This window comes from Paracoccus litorisediminis, assembly GCF_009711205.1.
In the GTDB taxonomy this organism is placed as follows: Bacteria; Pseudomonadota; Alphaproteobacteria; order Rhodobacterales; family Rhodobacteraceae; genus Paracoccus; species Paracoccus litorisediminis.
This window is the reverse complement of the sequence record NZ_WMIG01000017.1, coordinates 29,704-48,063: the sequence shown is the minus strand read 5'-3', so window position 1 is coordinate 48,063 and position 18,360 is coordinate 29,704. Positions and strand designations below refer to the sequence as shown.

Genomic DNA, 18,360 nt, shown 5'->3' with positions numbered 1-18,360 from the left:
ACTTCCGAGTGCGTTACTCTTGTGCACGGCGCTCTCATCGTCGGGCTTGGGATGAAGGTTTACCCAGAGCGACCTCCATTATTCTTAACTCGGCGGCTCGTTCGCAATCAGCCCGCCTTGCAGCCTTTATCGTTCATCTGACTTTCAACTCGGGAGGAGAATGAAAGTGAATTCCGGCATAATTTCTTTAGCATTGGGATTGGCCGTACTTGCTGGCCAACCTGTTCTTGCACAGGACAGCTTCGTGGCATCCGCAGGCCAGGCTGTGGTCAAGGTCGCGCAAGGCGAACTTCAAGGTGCCATCGAAAATGGGATCTATACCTACCGTGGCGTGCCTTACGCCAAGGCTGAACGCTTCATGGCACCGCAACCCCCGGACAGTTGGGACGGCGTGCGTCTGGCGATGAACTACGGAGAAATCTGCCCGATCCCGGCAATGGATAAGGTCGCGACGGATGAGCAGTTCAATCCGCATCGCTACTTTCCGCAAAGCGAGAAATGCCAGTTCCTGAACGTCTGGAGTCCGGGCATCAACGACGATGCCAAGCGTCCTGTACTCGTCTTCCTTCATGGAGGCGGATTCACCAACGGCTCGTCGATCGAGGGTGCATCCTACGAGGGTGCCAATATGGCGCGACTTGGCGATATGGTGGTGGTTACCCTGAACCATCGCCTGAATGTCTTGGGTGCGCTTGACCTTTCGGCCTTTGGCGACAGCTATGCCGCTTCGGCCAATACCGGCATGCGGGACATCGTGGCGGCGCTGCAATGGGTTCAGTCCAACATCTCGGCTTTCGGAGGCGACCCCGAGAACGTGACGATCATGGGTCAGTCCGGAGGGGGCGGCAAGGTGCGCTTCCTGATGGGCGCACCGGATGCGAAGGACCTGTTCGACAAGGCGATCGTGATGAGCGGCGCGGGCAATATCGCCGCCCTCCCCCGCGAAGTGGCCAGCGCTGTCGGTGAAAAGACAATCGCCAATCTGGGCCTTACCCCCGAGACGATCTCGAAAATCGGTGAAGTCCCCTATGAGGATCTGCTTGCAGCGGGGAATCTTGCCATCAAGCAGATCAACGAATCCGGGTTGGCGACCGGGGTGAACTGGCGTCCCAATGTCGATGGCAGCTTCATGCCCGCCGATCCCGTCAGCGAGGGCTGGGCGAAATATGCCGCCGACAAGCCGCTGATGGTCGGCAATGTCATGGACGAATCCAGCACGATCATCCGCAACGACAACAGCAGTCTGTTCGCGGATAATTGGACCAAGTGGCCCGACGACAAGACGATGGCCAAGCTGACCGAGCTTTATGGCGACAGGGCCTTACCCGCTGCCGAGGCGTGGAAGCGCGCCTATCCCAAGGAACCCTTGTCCCGGCTGGCCTTCTTCACGCCGGCCCAACGGGTCTCCTCGCTGAAGGCTGCGGAAGTGAAAGCGGCCAGCGGCAGCGCCCCGGTCTACAATTACCTTGTCACGTGGGATTCACCTGTTCTCGACGGGATCGCCGGTACTTGGCATGTCGCCGACGTGCCGCTTGCCATGTATACGGTCGATCTGGTGCCGCAGGCCTTTGGCGGCGGAATGGATGCCCGAGCGATGTCCTATGACGTATCGCGCGCCTTCATCAACTTCGCGCGCTCGGGCAATCCCAACCACGCCGGTCTGCCTGAATGGCCTGCCTATACTGCGGAAAACGGTGCGACCATGCTGTTCGACAATTACAGCACGGTCGGATTGCAGCATGACAAGGGCCTGCTGGAAATCCTGACCGCCTCGACAGGCGGCTAATCCCGGCATCCGGGCGAAGTGACACTGCACTTCGCCCTACTCATTCAGGGGAAATCATGGATAAGTTCAAATACCTGCCCAAGGCAGCTGGCCTCTGCATGCTTGTTTGCGCGACGCCCCTTTTGGCTGCGGAGGTCGAGAGCCCGGCGGGTTCGATCATCGGGACAGAAGTTGACGGGTTGTCGCTGTTTCAAGGCATTCCCTATGCCGAGGCTCCTGTCGGCGATCTGCGATGGGCGCCTCCGGTCGCGCGAAAACCATTCAACACCCCCTTTCAGGCCAGTGATCCCGGTGCGGAATGCGTTCAGGCGGCGGTCTTCTGGCGCCCCGGATATCCGGCCAGCTGGAACGAGGATTGCCTTTCCCTTAGCGTCTATGCCCCACAATCGAACCCGAAAAACCTGCCAGTGATCGTGGGCTTTCACGGCGGCGGATCGCTGAATGGCTCCAAGGTGGACTGGGACCCCAAAGGATTGGCGCGTTCCGGGCATGTCGTTGTCACCGTGAACTATCGGTTGGGCGCTCTCGGCTTTCTTGCTCTGCCCGAACTGGAGGCGGAATCCAGCGACGGCAAAAGCAGTGGGGACTATGGCGATCTTGACCGGGCTGAAGCCCTGCGCTGGGTCCAAAAGAACATCTCGGCCTTCGGTGGCGATCCGAAACGAGTGACCATCGCGGGGCAATCAGCGGGCGCCCGAGGTGTCTGCTGGCTTCTGGGCTCACCAACCGCGGCGGGACTATTCTCGGCGGCCATCGTCCAAAGCGGACGCGACTGTCCGATGACGCCAAAGGACGAGGCCATCGCCAATAGCGGGAAATTCGTGGCGGCCCTTGGCTGCGACAAGACTGAAAACCGCCTTGCCTGTCTTCGCGAAGCAACGTCGGCCGAGATTATCGCTGCCCAGAAAACCTCGGGCGTCGGCTGGCCTCAGACCTGGGGCGGCAGCGCAATGCCCGTTCCGGTCAAGGAGGCCATTGCTTCCGGTCAGTTCAACAAGGTGCCGGTGATCTTTGGTCACACACGCAACGAACGAGCGGCGGCGACGTATGAGGGCAACGACCTTCTGCTGCAGCCGATCTCTCGGGACAGTTACGAATCCTATGTTCGCAAACAATACCCGGACCGCGCCGATAAACTGCTGGCAGCGTATTCGGCGTCGGCGGATATCGCGCCGGGCAAGGCCAAGGCCGATATCGACACCGATTCCGGTGCATGCGCGATCGCTCCGTTCATCGGTGACCTTGGCCGTCATGTGCCGCTCTACCTCTATGAATTTGGCGACGAGACTGCCCCCGACCGCCCCTATATGACGATCCCGAAATCCTTCCCCATCGGTACGGGCCATAGCGCGGAATTGCCCTATGTCTGGGAGACGCTGATTTCTGGCCAACTCTCGGACGACCAACGCAAGACCGCCGACGCAATGACCGGCTATTGGACCGCATTGGGGGACGGGTCCCCGATGACCGGTTGGCCCGCCTATGCCGAAGGCTCGGCACAACGCATTCGTTTCCTCGAAAGCGGAAAGACTGAACTTCAGGACGATGCGGCCTATGCGCAGGCCCATAACTGCGCGCTTTACCAATAAGCCGAAACGCCTGCCGCCCATGCAATTCAGCGGCAGGCAATCACATACCCAATCAGCATAACTGAAACCATCACATTCAATATTCTCATGGCGACTGCCCTTTCCGACGCATCGACCAAACTCAGCGCCCATCCAGCGAAGGAGCCCCAATTGAACCCCAAAAGCTTGCTCGGTCAGCTTGGCGCATGGCCTCGTCGTGGCGTATTCTCTGCCGCATTCATCCTTGCAGCATCCACGGCCCAGGCGCTGCCTATTGCCGAAGCGCAAGTCACTGGCGGCTCCGTCAGAGGCGTTCCCAGCGACATTGCTGGCGTGAACCAATTTCTCGGCATTCCCTATGCCGGCAATGTGGGCGGAGAAAATCGCTGGAAACCCGCCCCACCCGTGACCCCCTGGCCAGACGTTTTGGTCGCCGATCACTGGGGTGACCAGATATTGCAGGACCAACCGAACGAATTCAGCGCGGCTCCGGCAACCGATGACGGCCTGAACCTTTCGATCTGGACCCCAGCCGAGACCACCGGGCAAAGGCTACCGGTCTATATGCTGATCCATGGCGGTGCGAACCGCGTCGGGGCAAGTGCAATGCAGGACCTCTACCCCGCCGAACTTGCGGCGCGCGGCGTGGTCGTGGTTTCCGTCCAATACCGCCTCGGAGCGCCTGCGTGGCTGTCACTGCCCGAGATGGCTGTCGAGAACCCTGACGGGCCGAAAGGCAATTTCGGCATTCTGGATCTTGTCGATGCGCTGAAATGGATTCGCGGCAATATCGAGCAGTTCGGCGGTGACCCCGCCAGTGTAACCATTGGCGGACAATCCGCCGGAGGAGAGAACACCGTTGCGCTACTGCGCAGCCCGCTGGCAAAGGGATTGTTCAAGCGGGCCTTCATCCAATCCAGCTTCACGGGATTTCTGCCGGGCAAGGTCGTCTCATACGAAGAAAAGTCCGCTCAGAACCGTGATGCCATTGCAAAGACCTTCGACAAAGCGATGAGCCTGACGGATCTGCGCGCCATCCCGGCCGAGACCTGGCTGGCGCCCTGGAAGGATGGCAAGGCATCGCTTTACTCGGCTCTCGCCGGGGCTGTAGCCACGAACCAATTCTACACGGTCGACGGCTATACCTTCACCGAGGATTCCGTGAACTTGCTGCAACCCAAAGACTTCGACGGGCTTGATATCATGATCGGACAGACCGCGGACGAATATACAGGACTGCGCCCCAATGATCTGGACCTCAGCACCGAGGACCAGCACAAGGCCATGCTTGCTGCCGTCCGCCCGCATCAGGCGGGCAATGTCGATGAGGCTGTCTTCCCGCTCTATGCCACGGATGATGCGCGCGAGGCTTACCGCCTCTCGTTGCGCATGCTCAACGACTACATGTTCCAGTATGTCAAACTGGGGGCAGAACACGCCAAGGCGCATTCCGATGCCAATGTCTACCTGTACTATTTCGATCATTGGCCACCCGGGAAGGATCAGGGGTTTCGGCGGGCCTATCACAGCGCCGATAACTGGTATTTCAATGGCTCTCTCAGGCAAAATGACGCCAACCAGCGCCCTTGGACCGACCCGGACCTGCGGATGAAGGAAGTGGCCGTCACCTATCTGGCCAATTTCATCAAGACGGGCGACCCGAACGGAAACACCGTGCCACATTGGGGGCAGGTCACGCCCGGCGCCGGCGGACAGTTTCTTCGCCTGCATGATGGTGAGGCAGAGATGCGCACCGAAACCCTATACCCAAGCCGAGACCGCTATATGCGAACCCGCATTCTGGACGGCATCGGCATGACCGAGGGCGATCTTCTGGCCGACTGATCGTCTGGTCGCATGCAATCCCCGTGAAATTCACTGAAGCATCCCATGAAAGATCTCATGTCAATCGACCCTTTAGTTGCGGGTCCAAGTCAATCCTGTTTTCAGCCCTTTTCGAGGTCATTGCCTCATGATGATGTTCGGGCCGCACGCCTCAACATGCGCAGCGCGGTTCTTCAGGCCGCGGCCGATTGAACGAGGTCACCGCAACCACCATCCCGGCGCGACATCACAGGTCTGGCGTCAGGCCTGCGATCTCGAGGTCGCGTTAAGGGTCAGGTCGGCTCCTTGCCCTATTCGAATGAGGTGCCGTCGACCCAGATGCAGTGCAAGATGACAGCGAGCTTTCGCGCCACCGCGACCTGCACCTTATGCCATTGCGTTTGGCCAATCGAAACCCCCAGGCCCTTCAGCGCGCACCAGCGTTTTGTCCGATGCAGCAACACGCTGGCAGCCTCGACGAGGCTGGCGCGCAAAGGGACGTCACCCGTCGGAAAACATGGCCAGTGGTGTCCTTTTCACCTGATTTATTTCGCTTCGGTGTCAGGCCCAAATATGCGCCCACCGACGCCGCACTTCGGAAGCGGGACGGATCATCGATCGTGTGCTGGAAAATCTAGGCTGTCACCACACCGATGCCGGGCATTGCCATCAACCGCCGCGTTATCTCGTCGCCTCGTAAGGGAAAGTCCGATGGGCAGCGAAGATATCGGCTTTGAACCCGGCGGCTTGGCTGGCCACAATCAGGGCAGCAGCCAATAACCCACCGTGAATGCAGAGAGATCTCAACCGTCCTCTCCTGGCTCTGCACCAAAACGACTGCAAACCTTCTGGGGCAAGGCACGTCCGTCAAGGCGGTGTAAATTTCGGGGTGGCCGGAGGTCATGATCAGGCGCCTTTCGTGGTGATGCTGAGGATGGGGTCGATCTCCTCTTTGTCGATCTGCGCGAAGGCCTCGACCATCATGTAGCGGCGGGCCGTTTTCCATTCGTCGTTCTGTTCGAACAGCACGGCTCCAATGAGGCGCATGATTGAAGCCTCGTTCGGAAAGATCCCGACCACATCGGCGCGTCGTTTCACCCCCTTGTTCAGACGCTCGATGGGATTTGGGCTGCGGTGCCGTCGAGGGAAGGTCATGTAGGCCAAGACATCATCTTCGCTCTCGTCCATCAGGTCCGCGAGCTTGGGCCAGATCTCGGAGGCATGAACGCGATCGGGCTGATCGCAAATCTAGCGGATTGCCGCAGCCACAACCGTGTGCTGACCCTTGGAGACATGCGTCAAGGCATTGCGCATCCAATGCACCCTGCAACGATGCCAAGTCGCTTCTAACACGTGGGCAATGGCAGCCTTGAGGCCTGCATGGGCGTCGCTGATGACCAGCCTGACGCCATCGAGACCTCGGCTGCGCAAAGAACGCAGGAAATCAGTCCAGAAGATTTCCTCCTCTGAAGGGCCTATGCCAAGGCCGATGATTTCCCTGCGCCCTTCGGTATTTGCGGCCACAGCGATTATGGCCGCGACCGACACGATCCATCCGCACTGCCGTTGCCTGAGATTAGGTGGCGTCCAGCCAGACATAGGGTCCTTCGCCGATGAGCGGGCGGTTCAAGAACTCGCCGACCCGCTCATCGACATCCTTGCAGAGCTTGGACACCATGCTCTTCGAGATCCCGCTCAGCCCCATGGCCTGGATGAGGTCGTCGACGCGGCGTGTCGATACTCCGCCGATCCAGGCCTCTTGGATCACCGCCACCAGCGCCTGCTCGGAGGTTTCGCGGGCTTCAAGAAAGCCGGGTAAATAGCTGCCCTGCCGCGGCTTCGGCAGCTTCAGGTTCAGCGTGCCCAAACGGGTATCGAGCAGGCTTTCTCGCTACCCGTTGCGCCAGATCGTGCGCTCGCCGCTACGTTCGTGCCGACCGGCGCCAAGCAGGCCGTCAACATCGGCTTCCATGATCAACTGCAACACCGCCTCGGCGATGCTGCGTAGAAGTTCTCCCTGATCGTGCTTTGCCAGAAGCTCGGACAGATCCATTCTGGTCTTCGTCATCGGGGGCTCCGTATGGCACGTGGTTGAAGCGTTGAAACTCCACCTCGATCATACGCCGCGATGGCCACCCCAGATTACACCGGTAGAGCCAAGGAAATTACACCATCAACTCGGACACTAACTCTGGTGCAAGGCTCGCAGTTTGAAATCGACCCGACATGGCGCGTCCCTCCTAATGAAACGGAGAAGGCCTACCCTCTATAACAGCAAAAGTGATCCAGAGCCTCGCGGTGGAAAACCGGATCACGTTCCGGTGGAAATCAACATAGAAGCGACACGATGGTCGGGATACGCGCAGCCCTATATCGCCTGACCCGCCGCTACGCCATTGAGCGCCGCAGCTCCCGCGAATTGATCGCTTCCAATACTCACTACCCCATGACCGAGAAACTCGACTCGGCGTTGATTTTGCGCTTTCGGCTATAGGTGCCAAGGTTGATCTCGCGGCCGGTCCGCTCCAGCTGAAAACTAAAAGCCTCGGCATCGTGATCATGCCCGGCCTCGGATTCCGTTATCAGGTGAGTCATCAACTTGCCCACGACAGGTGCCATCTTGAACTGGTTCCCGGATGTCCCGCAGGCGACGTAGAAGCCGGGCAGGCTGGTCCTGTCATAGATCGGAAGCCAGTCGTCCGAAGTGTCGTAAAGCGCCACCAGCCCGCTTGCCTGACCGGGAATGCGCATCTCAGGCAAACGCATCGCCCCACGCATCACGATGGTCGTCCACTGGTCGGTGAAGCGGGTGTCCAGCGCGTCCGGGTCCTCGATCCAATCATGTCCGTCGCAGGCCGGATCGGTCGAGCCGACACAGATGCCGACCGGGTCGGGGCGGGCGTAGAACTCGGCATCCAGATCAGCGATCACGATGCCGTCGTGGCGGTAATCCATATTTGCGGGACCGGGAATATAGGCGACCTCCTGACGGTTCGGGCGGTTGCGGATGGTCATGTCGCCGGTGATACCTGCCATAAGGTTAAGCCCTGCCGACCATGGCCCAGCCGCATTGACCACGACATCGGCGGGCAGCACCGTCCCATCCTCCAGCCGGACGCCCGAAACGCGACCGTTCCCTGTCTCGATCCCCTGCACCTTGGTGCGAAAGCGGAACGCCGCGCCCTCGCGCTCGGCCGCCCATTGCAGATTCTGTGCGGCCAGTTTCGGATCGCTCACATAGCCCGCCTGATGAAAGAAGACCGCGCCGCCGACCTGCTCGGGGTTCGGCTCCCCGAAATCGGGGTGATCAAGGCGCTTGGCCGGAGCATATGATTGCAGGTCGGCCTTGGGCAGATAGTTGCGGATGCCCTCGGGCGCGACGCGGTCATAGACCCCGCCGATCCGGTCCATGATCTCGGTGACCTTGGTCATTGCAGTGCCCTCGCCGGAAAATATCACCAGCGATCCGGTCTCTTTGTAGACCGCGAGCGGGCGTTCGTCGGGTAGATCGACATAGTCGGCCCAGTCGCGCCAATAGGTCCAGCCCTCCAGGGCCATGGCGCAGGTTTCCATGACCGAATAGTTGATGCGGATCACGGCCGAGGAACTCGAGGTGGAGCCATAGCCAGCCTCGGGGGCCTTGTCGACAACCGTGACCGCCCAACCTGCCTTCGCCATTTCATAGGCGATCGCCCCGCCGATGATCCCTGCCCCGATGATGACGACCTGCTTCATTGCCCGTTTCCCCTTGGTGACAGCGAGACAGTCCACTGGTCGCGCCGTGTTGCCTAAGCCTTCGCCGATGCTATAGGCAGGCCTTCGGGGCGGGCAAATCAGTTCGCCTTGCCGGTGCGACAGGCCAGCTAAACTAACGACCAGCAAGCGGGGTCCCATGGCGCAGCTTCCCCCATTGCGCGCGATGCAGATCTTCGAGGTCTTCGGACGCCTCGGCACGATCACTGCGACGGCGCAGGAACTGAATGTGACACCGGGCGCGGTCAGCCAGCAACTGCGCCTGCTTGAGGAACACCTGGACATGGTGCTGCTGGTCAAGGACGGCCGTCGCGCCGCCCTGACCCCTGCCGCGCGCGGCTATCACGAACTGATTTCGCAGGGATTTGGACGCTTCGCACTGGCGCAGGACTACATCGCCGAACAACGTCTGGCACAGGAACTGACCATATCCTGCCTGCCCACTCTGCTCCAGCGTTGGCTGAACCCATTGCTGCCCGCCTTTCAGGCCGAGGCGCAGGATTCGACGCTGCGGCTGATCGCACAGGATCTCGAACCCGATTCACATATGCTGGAACACACATTCCGTCTGACCTATGGCGAGGTGGGACGCCGTTATACACATTCCCGCGTACTTTTCACCGATTACTGCTTCCCCGCCGCCTCGCCAGAGTTCCTCTCCCGCCACCCCGAAGCCCGCACTGCCGAAGGGTTGTCGCGACTGCTGTTGGTCGGCATCGATTGGGGCGCGCAATACACGACCGAGCCGCATTGGCGCGACTGGTTCAAGACGCAGCTTGCGACCGATCCGCCACCCCTGCGTCATGTCGCGGTCTATTCCGCCTCGGGGATGGGGCTGGAAGCGGCGAGCGCGGGACAAGGTGCGGTGCTGGCGCAGTGGTCCTTCGCCAAGGATGATCTGATGGCCGGTCGACTGGTGCGGCTATCACCCGACCGGCTCTATCTGCCTGATCCCTATTTCGTCTGCTGGGGCCAGACGACGCTGAATCAGCCCGTCGCGCGCCAGTTCCTGAACTGGTTGATGCAGGTGACCAAACCGCTGCGAGACCAGACGCAACAGTAAAACTAAACGATTGTCGACTCCTTCTGCGCTTATCCTGTGCGGCTGCGGCGCTAAGCTTCACCGAACACAGCTACGAAGGATGCAGCCATGTTTCTGAAGAACGCCTGGTACGTTGCGGCCTGGAGTCACGAGGTCACCCACAGCCTGCAACAGATCGTCGTTCTGGGTGAAAAGATCTGCGTCTATCGCAACAGCCAGAACGAAGTCATCGCGCTGGAAGATGCCTGTCCGCATCGCAAGCTGCCGCTGTCCAAGGGCCGGATCAAGGGCGACAATGTCGAATGCGGCTATCATGGCCTGACATTCGATTGCGCCGGTCAATGCGTCTGGGCACCGGGTGGCGGGCGCATCCCCTCGGCGGCCAAGGTGCGGCCCTATCCGGTGCATGAAAAATACGGCCTTGTCTGGATCTGGATGGGCAACGCGGCCATCGCCGATGCTGATGACATCATCGACATCCCGAATTTCGACAGCCCGGAATGGGGCATCAATCGTGGCGCCGCGATGGAGCTGCATTGCAACTACCTGCTGATGTGCGACAATCTTCTGGACCCGACCCATGTCGCCTGGGTGCATGAAAGCAGCTTTGCGCAGGCCGCGACCAAGGATGCGCCGCTGAAGGTGACGCGCACCGACAATGGCGTCATTGTCCACCGCTGGATGATGGATGTCGAACCTGCGCCCTTCTACAAGAAGATTGTCGAGTTTGACGGAAACTGCGACCGGTTGCAGCACTATGAGGTGCGCTATCCCAGCCACGCGCTGATCCGCGCTGTCTTCACCCCCGCGGGTACGGGCGGGCCGGACGGGACGCTGGATGAAAAGACCTTCGTCATGGACAGCTACAACTTCATGACGCCAACGACCGAAACCGAGACCCGCTATTACTGGTTCCAGCTGCGCAATATCCGCCCCGACGACGAGGATCTGTCGCGGATGATGTCCGAGGACGTCCGCCATGCCTTCGAAGAGGACCGCGCCGTACTGAACGAGGTGCAGGTCGGCATGACCACCAAGACCTCTCCCCATATCGACCTATCCATCGATGCGGGCCAACTGCGCTTCCGCCGCCAGCTCGAGGCAATGATCGCCGAGGAACGCATGGTCGACGAAAAGATGCGGGCGTGACCATGGGCGGGGCATTTCGCCGGTTCCGGGTGGCCCGGAAATTGCCGGAAAGCAGCGTCATCACCTCGTTTCACCTGACGCCTGCGGATGGCGGCCCGCTTTGGGACATGCGCCCCGGTCAATATCTGACCCTGCGCATCCCCCTTGCCGAAGGCCCGGTGCTGCGCACCTATTCGCTGTCCTGCCCGACCGAGGGGCGGGATCATCACCGGATCAGCGTCAAGCGCGAGCCGCAGGGCGCGGGTTCGGGCTGGCTGCATGACCGGGTTTCCGAAGGCGATGTCATCGAGATCGCAGCCCCGCGCGGCAGCTTCTGTCTGGACCAGACCAGCGAACGCCCCGTCCTGCTGCTGGCGGGCGGTGTCGGGCTGACTCCCTTGCTGGCGATGCTGCATGCTTTGGCGCAGACCTCGCGCCGCGTCTGGTTCATCCATGCCGTCGAAAACGGCGAGGTTCAGGCCCTGCGGGACGAGGTTGCGGCACTTGCCGACGTCTCGGGCGGGCTTATCACTGCGCTGAACGTCTATCGCACGCCCAGCGAGCAGGACCGCGCGACGGCCCGTTTCGATGCGGAGGGGGTGATCGATCGCGCCTTGCTGCAATCGACTTTGCCGCTCGACGACTATGAGGTCTATCTGTGCGGGCCGACGCCCTTCATGGTCGCCATGTGGCGGGTCCTGACCGGGTTGGGGATCGCGCCGGCGCGGATCGCCTATGAATTCTTTGGCAAGGGCGGATCGCTGGCGGCGCTTGCGGCCACGCCCGCGCCACTGGTGCAGGCAGATCGCCGAATGCCCACCCGCGCGCCGCAATCGCTGTCGAAGCTGGACTTCATCACCGACCCGGATGCCCGTGCCCTGCCTGAACGACCGGCCCAGCCGGGTTTGGCCCCCGCAGACGGAGCAAGCGAAGTGGTATTCGCCCGATCCGGCGTGACGGTTCCGTGGAGCGACGCCGCGACTTCGATCCTTGAATTGGCCGAGGGCGCAGGGCTTGCTCCGGCCTTTAGTTGTCGCGAGGGGATCTGCAGCACCTGCAGTTGCAGGATAGACGAAGGTTCGGTCGACTATTTTTCGGACCCGCTGGACTCGCCCCGGCCCGGTCAGGTGCTGATCTGCTGTTCGCGTCCCACCGGACGCGTCGTTCTGGACCTTTAGGGCCGATGGCGCGTTTGTACCCCTTTTCTGATTGCCGCGCCGACCTGAAAGCCTGCGAAACAGCAGGTGAAATGTCGCAAGGCCATTCTGACGCCCCGCCAAAGAAGGAGCCGCACCATGGCCTTCATGCCGCTTGATTATGCGACGATGCGCGCCGAGTTCCTTGATGCCGCCAAAGCGGCGGGCGCGGAAATCACCGAATACCGCCACCCCCTGCCCGGCCCGCATGGCGAAGCCCTTGCCACCGACGTGGCCCTGATCGGCAGCCGGAACGCGACGAAGCTGCTTGTCGTCAATTCCGGCACGCATGGGGTCGAGGGCGCCTATGGCTCGGCCGCGCAGGTCGCGTGGATGCGCCGCCACACGCCCTGGCACCTGCCCGACAATGTCGCGATCCTGATGATCCACCTGATCAACCCATGGGGCGCGGCATGGTCGCGTCGCGTGAATGAGGATAATGTCGACCTGAACCGAAACTTCATCGACTGGTCGCGGCCAGCGCCCGAAAATCCGGGTTATCCCGCGCTACATCCGGCGCTGACCTTCACCGATCTGGACGGCCCTGACCGGGCCCGCGCGCATCAGGCCTACTCGCAGGCCTTGCGGCAGGCGGGCGGCTATACCGGGCTCGCATCGACCATCGAGGCTGGCCAATACACCCATCCCGACGGGCTGTTCTTTGGGGGAACAGGCGCTGTCTGGTCGAACCTGACGCTGAATAGCATTCTGGCGGATTTCGCCATGGGGGCCGATGACGCGGTCGTCTTCGACCTGCATACTGGCGCGGGTCCCTATGGCTATCCGGCACTGCTATCGGTCACGGTCGAGGCCCATGCCGGGCTGGACTGGGGCAAGGCGCTGTTCGGTCCCGCTATGTCCACCGTCCTGACCGGCGCGGGCAGGACAACCGATACCGGCATCGCGGCGACCGCGACGGGCTATGTCTCGGACGCGGTGCGCAAGGGGATGCCACAGGCGCGCGTCCTGCCGCTGGTGATCGAATGCGGCACCCTGCCCGGCGAAGAGGTAAATGACGCGGTTCGCGCCGACAACTGGTTGCATCTGCACGGCGATGTCGCCTCAGTGCAGGGGCAGCAGATCAAGGACCGGCTGCGCCACGCCTTCATTCCTGCGGACCCGGAATGGCAGACACAGGTGCTGGCGGTCAGTCTGTCCTATTTCGACCGCGCGCTGGCCGATCTTGAGGCCAAGGGCGGCAGCACGCCGAAACGCGCCGTTGCGGCCAAGCCCGCGGCCAGCATGCCGCAATCCGGCCGTCCGGCGGTCGAGGTCTATGACCTTCACAAAAGCTATGGCACCTTGGAGGTGCTGAAGGGGGTCGGCCTTATCGCGCAGCCGGGCGAGGTCGTCTCGATGATCGGCTCGTCAGGGTCTGGCAAATCCACTTTCCTGCGCTGCATCAACCTGCTTGAGCAGCCCAAAAGCGGCCGCATCCTGATCGATGGCGAGGAAATCCGGCTGAAGCCCGGCAAGGGCGGCGGCGCGGTCCCAGCCGATCAGAAGCAAGTCGAACGCATCCGCGCCCGCGTCGGCATGGTCTTTCAAAGCTTCAACCTATGGCCGCATCTGTCCGTGCTGGACAATATCATCGAAGCCCCGATCCACGTCCTGAAGGAAAGCAAGGCCGAGGCCAGCGAACGCGCCCATGAGCTGCTGAGGAAAGTCGGCCTTGGTGACAAGCATGCGCAGTTCCCCGGCCAGTTGTCCGGCGGCCAGCAGCAGCGCGCCGCCATCGCCCGGACGCTGGCCATGCGACCCAAGGTCATCCTGCTGGACGAACCGACCTCGGCGCTGGACCCCGAACTTGTCGGTGAAGTCCTGCGCGTCATCCGCCAGCTTGCCGACGAAGGGAACACCATGATCCTCGTCACGCATGAGATGCAGTTCGCGCGCGAGGTCTCGCATCACATCAAGTTCCTGCATCAGGGCCGCGTCGAGGAAGAGGGCAGCCCGGACCAGATCTTCACCAATCCCCGCTCCGAACGGCTGAGCCAGTTCCTCGCCAGATGCAACTAGCCCGGCGCGTCCTGCGCGGCAACCGCACGATCACACGGAAAAGAATGTGACGTCATCCAACCAAGGGAACCACAAATGAAACTGAAATTGCTGTCTTTTGCTGCCATTCTTGCCTGCGGTCTGGGACCGATCGCCCATGCCGCCGAGGGCGAGTTGGTCATCGGCACCGAAGGCGCGTATCCGCCCTTCTCGATGGCCGATGCCAATGGCAACGTCACCGGCTTCGACGCCGATGTCGGCAACGCGGTCTGCGCGAAACTGCAGCTGAAATGCCGCTTCGTCGTGCAGGCCTTTGACGGTCTGATCCCGGCGCTGAATGCCAAGCGCTTCGACATCATCATCTCGGGCATGTCGATCACCGATGAGCGCCAGAAGCAGATCGACTTCTCGCGCAGCTATGGCGAATTCCCGAACCACTTCATCGCCAAGAAGGATTCCGAGCTTGCCGGGGCGAAGGATCTGGACACGCTGAAGAAGGATCTTGGCGGCATGCGCGTCGGGGTGCAGGCCGGGACCACCCACGCCGCCTATGTCGAAAAGAACCTGCCGGACGCTCAGCTGATGACCTATGATACGCTGGACCAGATGCAGATCGACCTGGCCAGCGGGCGGCTGGACACCTCGTTCGCGGATGTCACGGCACAAAACGATTTTCTGGCCAAGCCCGACGGTGCGGATTTCCAGCTGGTCGATGTCGTGATCGACTCCAGCTCGGACGCGACGCTTGGCACCGGCCTTGGCATCGGCATCCGCAAGGATGAGGCCGAGCTGAAGGAGAGGATCAACCAGGCGCTGTGCGATCTGGGCGCGGATGGCAGCATGAAGGCCGCATCCGAGAAATGGTTCAAGATGGACATCTCGCAGACCTGCAAGTGAGCCTTTCCGACCGGGAGGGCAAAAATCGCCCTCCCGCCCCCACCCATTCAGGCAGGCGGAATCAATGCACTTCGGGCTAATGCAACTCTGGGAAGGTGGCTGGGTCGGCGCGATCCTGCGCGGTGCCTCGGTCACCATTCTGGTCGGGATCGGCGCGATGCTGCTGGGTCTGACGATCGGGATCGCCTGTGGCCTGATCAAATGGGCACGGGTGGTTCCGCTGAACTGGCTGGTCGACATCTATACGACGGTCGTGCGCGGTGTACCCGAATTGCTGATCATCTATCTGCTGTTCTTCTCGTCGGTCGAATTCGTGGCCCGGATCGGCACGGCCTTTGGCTGGGCCGGACTGGCGGAAACCGGTTATCCGTTCCTGATCGGCATCATTGCCATCGGTGCGATCTCCGGTTCCTATGCGACCGAGGTGGTGCGCGGTGCGCTTGCGGCGATCCCAAATGGTCACATCGAGGCCGCCCGCGCGCTCGGCATGCCACGGACGCGGATCTTTCGCCGCATTATCCTGCCGCAGATGCTGCGCATCGCTGCGCCAGGGGTCAACAACGTCTGGCAGGCGACGATGAAGGACACCGCGCTGATTTCGGTCGTCGGTCTGCAGGAACTGATGCGCACCGCTTTTGTCGGCGCCGGTTCGACCCGCAATCCCTTCATCTTCTATCTTGTCGCCGGAGTGGTCTATCTTGCCATCACCTTTGTCAGCCAATCCGGTTTCAAGCGCGCCGAGCGCGCTTTGGTTCTGAAGGGAAGGACCTGAGATGGATTGGGATCTGCTGCACCGCGCCGTCACCACAATCGGCAAGGGGGTCGGAACGACACTGACGCTAGCCTCGGTCTCGCTGGCACTTGGCTTTTGTCTGGGGCTGGGACTGGCCGTCATGCGCATCTCCGGCAATCGCCTGCTATCGGGCTTTGCCGAATATTACAGCGCCGTATTCCGGGGCACGCCGCTTCTGGTACAGTTGTTCCTGTTCTATTACGGCTTGGGGCAGTTCGATTTCGTCCGCGAAAATCCCATCCTGTGGTGGGTGATCGGCGGCGGCATGCATTGCGCGATCATGGCGCTGGCGCTGAACACGGCCGCCTATACCTCAGAGATCCTGCGCGGCGGTCTGATGTCGGTCCCGGTCGGCCTGATCGAGGCGGCAAAGGCCGCGGGCATGTCGCGTGCCCTGCGCTTTCGCCGGATCGAATTTCCGCTGGCAATCCGGCAGGCCTTGCCCGCCTATGGCAACGAGATGGTATTGGTTATCAAGGGCACCAGCCTCGCCTCGACGATCACGGTTTTGGAAATCACCGGTTACGCCAAGCGGTTGATGAGCCAGACCTATGCCATTTTCGAGGTTTTTACCATCGCCGGTATCTTCTACCTGCTGATCAATGCCGCTCTGATCTTCGCCATCCGCCGGATAGAGAACCGGCTGACAAGTCCGGGAAGGTGAAGTCATTCCCGATCCATACGTGCGGATGTCTCGTGGTTTTTGGAAAGGGCGATTATTTAACTCGACCGGCGCTGTCTCGCTAATCAGCTCATGTCGGCATTTTCCGTTTGCGATAGCCGTCGAATTCGGTCCGACGTGTGCATTGCGCCATCACTTCCGGATCCCGGCCAGCTTACCACCATCCGCATACCGGCGGCAGTTCTGACTTTCCCGAATGATGCGTCTGGATTCCGAACGGAGGCGCCAGACTGATCGGTAACGTCAAGCAGGTCCCGTTTGCCCTACAACTTGGACGGCCCAAACCCGCCGCTCGCTCTCGGTTCATGCTGCACGGCGGCATTCCCGAAACCGCCAGTCGGGTATGCGCCATGGTGAGCACGGCCGCTCAATTCAGCCATCTGCCAACGCAAAAATTCTTGTCCCACAGCAATCGGCAGGGGCACTTGGACTGGGGAAACTGTGAAGTGATTAATCGATGAAAGCTGGTGCCGGGATGATACTCGCGCCGACGTTAACGAGCCGGGTTTTCTTCATCCTTTGGCGCGTGTCCCGAAAAAACCCGCTAACTTCGATGCCGAGATCAAGCGCTTAACCGACGAGAACACCGGGTTCCGCATGCGGCTCGAAGCGATCCTTTCCGCCGAGGCAGAGGCAGCCCGTTTGCGTTCCTAGCCGTCCTTGCTCGAAACGCAGATCGAAACCACACGCGCCGCAGACAAAGAGAAACGCACCCTCCTGGACAGGCTGTCTGAGCAAGTTGCAATCTACGATGAACGCTTGGCCTTCGCTGCGCTTGGTGCCCATCCGTCCCAGCATCCGGGATCATGGCACGCATCAGCGCCAGCGCCCCACATCCCGACGATCTTGCGATGGCGCTTGAACAGATCGCTGCGGTAAGGCGGATCGTGGTCCTTGGCGGCTTGGGTGCAACCTCTGCTGCGGCGGTTATGGTTGCACGCATGCTGGCCGGAAAGGCCGATGGCTTGCTGGCAATCACGCTTCCCACGCGACGATCCGTACTCCATCGGCATTACCGGGGGGCTGGCGACGGCTTCAGGCGCTGCGGCGTTGTGCGAGGTCGATCTGTTGATCGCCGCCGGAGCCTTGATGGCCCATCATACGTCAATGGGCGGTAAGCTTTGCTCCAATGCCAAGACGCTCCGGATAGACAATGCACCCGCCACGCTTCGCCAAGGACGAGTAGCGGCGGAGATGACCATCCGTGCAGATGCTGCGCGGACCCTGCAGGCGTTTGCAGAGGCGGCTCGAACTCGTCCTGCAGATTGGCGTTCGGACGAGCTTGCCGAACGACTGCGCGGCCCCGTCTTTGACCAGACGCCAGAGAGAGCGAATGGAGTTCACAGCCCGTGAACTGCCATTGCTGCATTGGATGGCACCATTCCGCAGTACCGGCATCTGCTGATGTACTTCCGGCCATGTCAGCTTCTTCACCACGCAAATCTTCGGCCGCCCGCATGACTGCTTCCCGACCATCCGCGAGTTTGGCGCCATCGAAAACGGGACTTCTTTCGCCATGGGCGTGGCCGCCGCCAATCCACAGGTCCCAGCGGTCCTGCTTGATGGTGACGGCAGCCTTCGGCTACATGTTCAGGGACTCGAAGCCATGCCCATGCAGGCATGAAAGTGCTGGTCGTCGCGCTGAATGACGGTGCCTATGGGTCCGAGATCCACAAGCTGCGCGCACGCTGCG

Annotated in this window: 13 protein-coding genes and 3 pseudogenes; 13 read left to right on the top strand and 3 right to left on the bottom strand. The window is 61.2% G+C overall.

Annotation, left to right across the window (positions count from 1 at the left end):
• Window positions 1–244 precede the first annotated feature (244 nt).
• The 3 genes from GL300_RS20270 (at window position 245) to GL300_RS20260 (ending at window position 5,199) form a co-directional block, all read left to right on the top strand.
• Window positions 245–1,786: a carboxylesterase/lipase family protein gene (locus GL300_RS20270; RefSeq protein WP_211595245.1), complete on the top strand. Its 1,542-nt coding sequence runs from the start codon at window positions 245–247 to the stop codon at window positions 1,784–1,786.
• A gap of 56 nt (window positions 1,787–1,842) precedes the next feature.
• Entirely contained in the window at window positions 1,843–3,375 is a 1,533-nt protein-coding gene (locus GL300_RS20265) for a carboxylesterase/lipase family protein (protein WP_155041515.1), read from the top strand.
• Between the two features lie 150 nt (window positions 3,376–3,525).
• Window positions 3,526–5,199 (top strand): carboxylesterase family protein, encoded by a 1,674-nt coding sequence (locus GL300_RS20260; RefSeq protein WP_211595244.1) that lies wholly within the window; start codon window positions 3,526–3,528, stop codon window positions 5,197–5,199.
• 406 nt (window positions 5,200–5,605) lie between these two features.
• Here the strand turns inward: GL300_RS20260 and GL300_RS27500 are convergent, their stop codons facing one another.
• The 3 genes and pseudogenes from GL300_RS27500 to GL300_RS20245 form a co-directional block, all read right to left on the bottom strand.
• The gene (locus GL300_RS27500) at window positions 5,606–5,797 is read right to left on the bottom strand and encodes a transposase (RefSeq protein WP_425495929.1); all 192 of its coding nucleotides are present in this window, start codon (window positions 5,795–5,797) and stop codon (window positions 5,606–5,608) included.
• A gap of 287 nt (window positions 5,798–6,084) precedes the next feature.
• Window positions 6,085–7,246, bottom strand: a pseudogene (locus tag GL300_RS20250) (IS256 family transposase).
• 371 nt (window positions 7,247–7,617) lie between these two features.
• Window positions 7,618–8,913, bottom strand: coding sequence for an NAD(P)/FAD-dependent oxidoreductase (locus tag GL300_RS20245; RefSeq protein WP_155041513.1), 1,296 nt, complete (start codon window positions 8,911–8,913; stop codon window positions 7,618–7,620).
• A 157-nt stretch (window positions 8,914–9,070) separates the two neighbouring features.
• Between GL300_RS20245 and GL300_RS20240 the strand changes: the two genes are divergently transcribed.
• The 10 genes and pseudogenes from GL300_RS20240 to GL300_RS27495 form a co-directional block, all read left to right on the top strand.
• Entirely contained in the window at window positions 9,071–9,994 is a 924-nt protein-coding gene (locus GL300_RS20240; protein WP_155041512.1) for a LysR substrate-binding domain-containing protein, read from the top strand.
• A gap of 87 nt (window positions 9,995–10,081) precedes the next feature.
• Window positions 10,082–11,122: an aromatic ring-hydroxylating dioxygenase subunit alpha gene (locus tag GL300_RS20235; protein WP_155041511.1), complete on the top strand. Its 1,041-nt coding sequence runs from the start codon at window positions 10,082–10,084 to the stop codon at window positions 11,120–11,122.
• Between the two features lie 2 nt (window positions 11,123–11,124).
• Complete coding sequence (locus GL300_RS20230) at window positions 11,125–12,279, top strand: 2Fe-2S iron-sulfur cluster-binding protein (RefSeq protein WP_155041559.1); 1,155 nt, start codon at window positions 11,125–11,127, stop codon at window positions 12,277–12,279.
• Window positions 12,280–12,396: 117 nt separating this feature from the next.
• Window positions 12,397–13,431 (top strand): annotated as a pseudogene (locus GL300_RS26820) (DUF2817 domain-containing protein); the annotation flags it as partial.
• 108 nt (window positions 13,432–13,539) lie between these two features.
• Window positions 13,540–14,316, top strand: coding sequence for an ABC transporter ATP-binding protein (locus tag GL300_RS26815; RefSeq protein WP_246195275.1), 777 nt, complete (start codon window positions 13,540–13,542; stop codon window positions 14,314–14,316).
• A gap of 75 nt (window positions 14,317–14,391) precedes the next feature.
• A complete protein-coding gene (locus tag GL300_RS20220; RefSeq protein ID WP_155041509.1) occupies window positions 14,392–15,192 on the top strand; it encodes a transporter substrate-binding domain-containing protein in 801 nt (266 codons plus the stop codon).
• A gap of 64 nt (window positions 15,193–15,256) precedes the next feature.
• The gene (locus tag GL300_RS20215) at window positions 15,257–15,964 is read left to right on the top strand and encodes an ABC transporter permease (RefSeq protein ID WP_155041508.1); all 708 of its coding nucleotides are present in this window, start codon (window positions 15,257–15,259) and stop codon (window positions 15,962–15,964) included.
• Between the two features lies 1 nt (window position 15,965).
• Window positions 15,966–16,649 carry an ABC transporter permease gene (locus tag GL300_RS20210; RefSeq protein ID WP_155041507.1) on the top strand — a complete coding sequence of 228 codons (684 nt, stop codon included), beginning with the start codon at window positions 15,966–15,968 and terminating at the stop codon, window positions 16,647–16,649.
• A gap of 978 nt (window positions 16,650–17,627) precedes the next feature.
• Window positions 17,628–18,020: a hypothetical protein gene (locus GL300_RS20205; RefSeq protein ID WP_155041506.1), complete on the top strand. Its 393-nt coding sequence runs from the start codon at window positions 17,628–17,630 to the stop codon at window positions 18,018–18,020.
• Between the two features lie 85 nt (window positions 18,021–18,105).
• Window positions 18,106–18,291 (top strand): annotated as a pseudogene (locus GL300_RS27495) (thiamine pyrophosphate-dependent enzyme); the annotation flags it as partial.
• Between the last annotated feature and the right edge of the window lie 69 nt (window positions 18,292–18,360).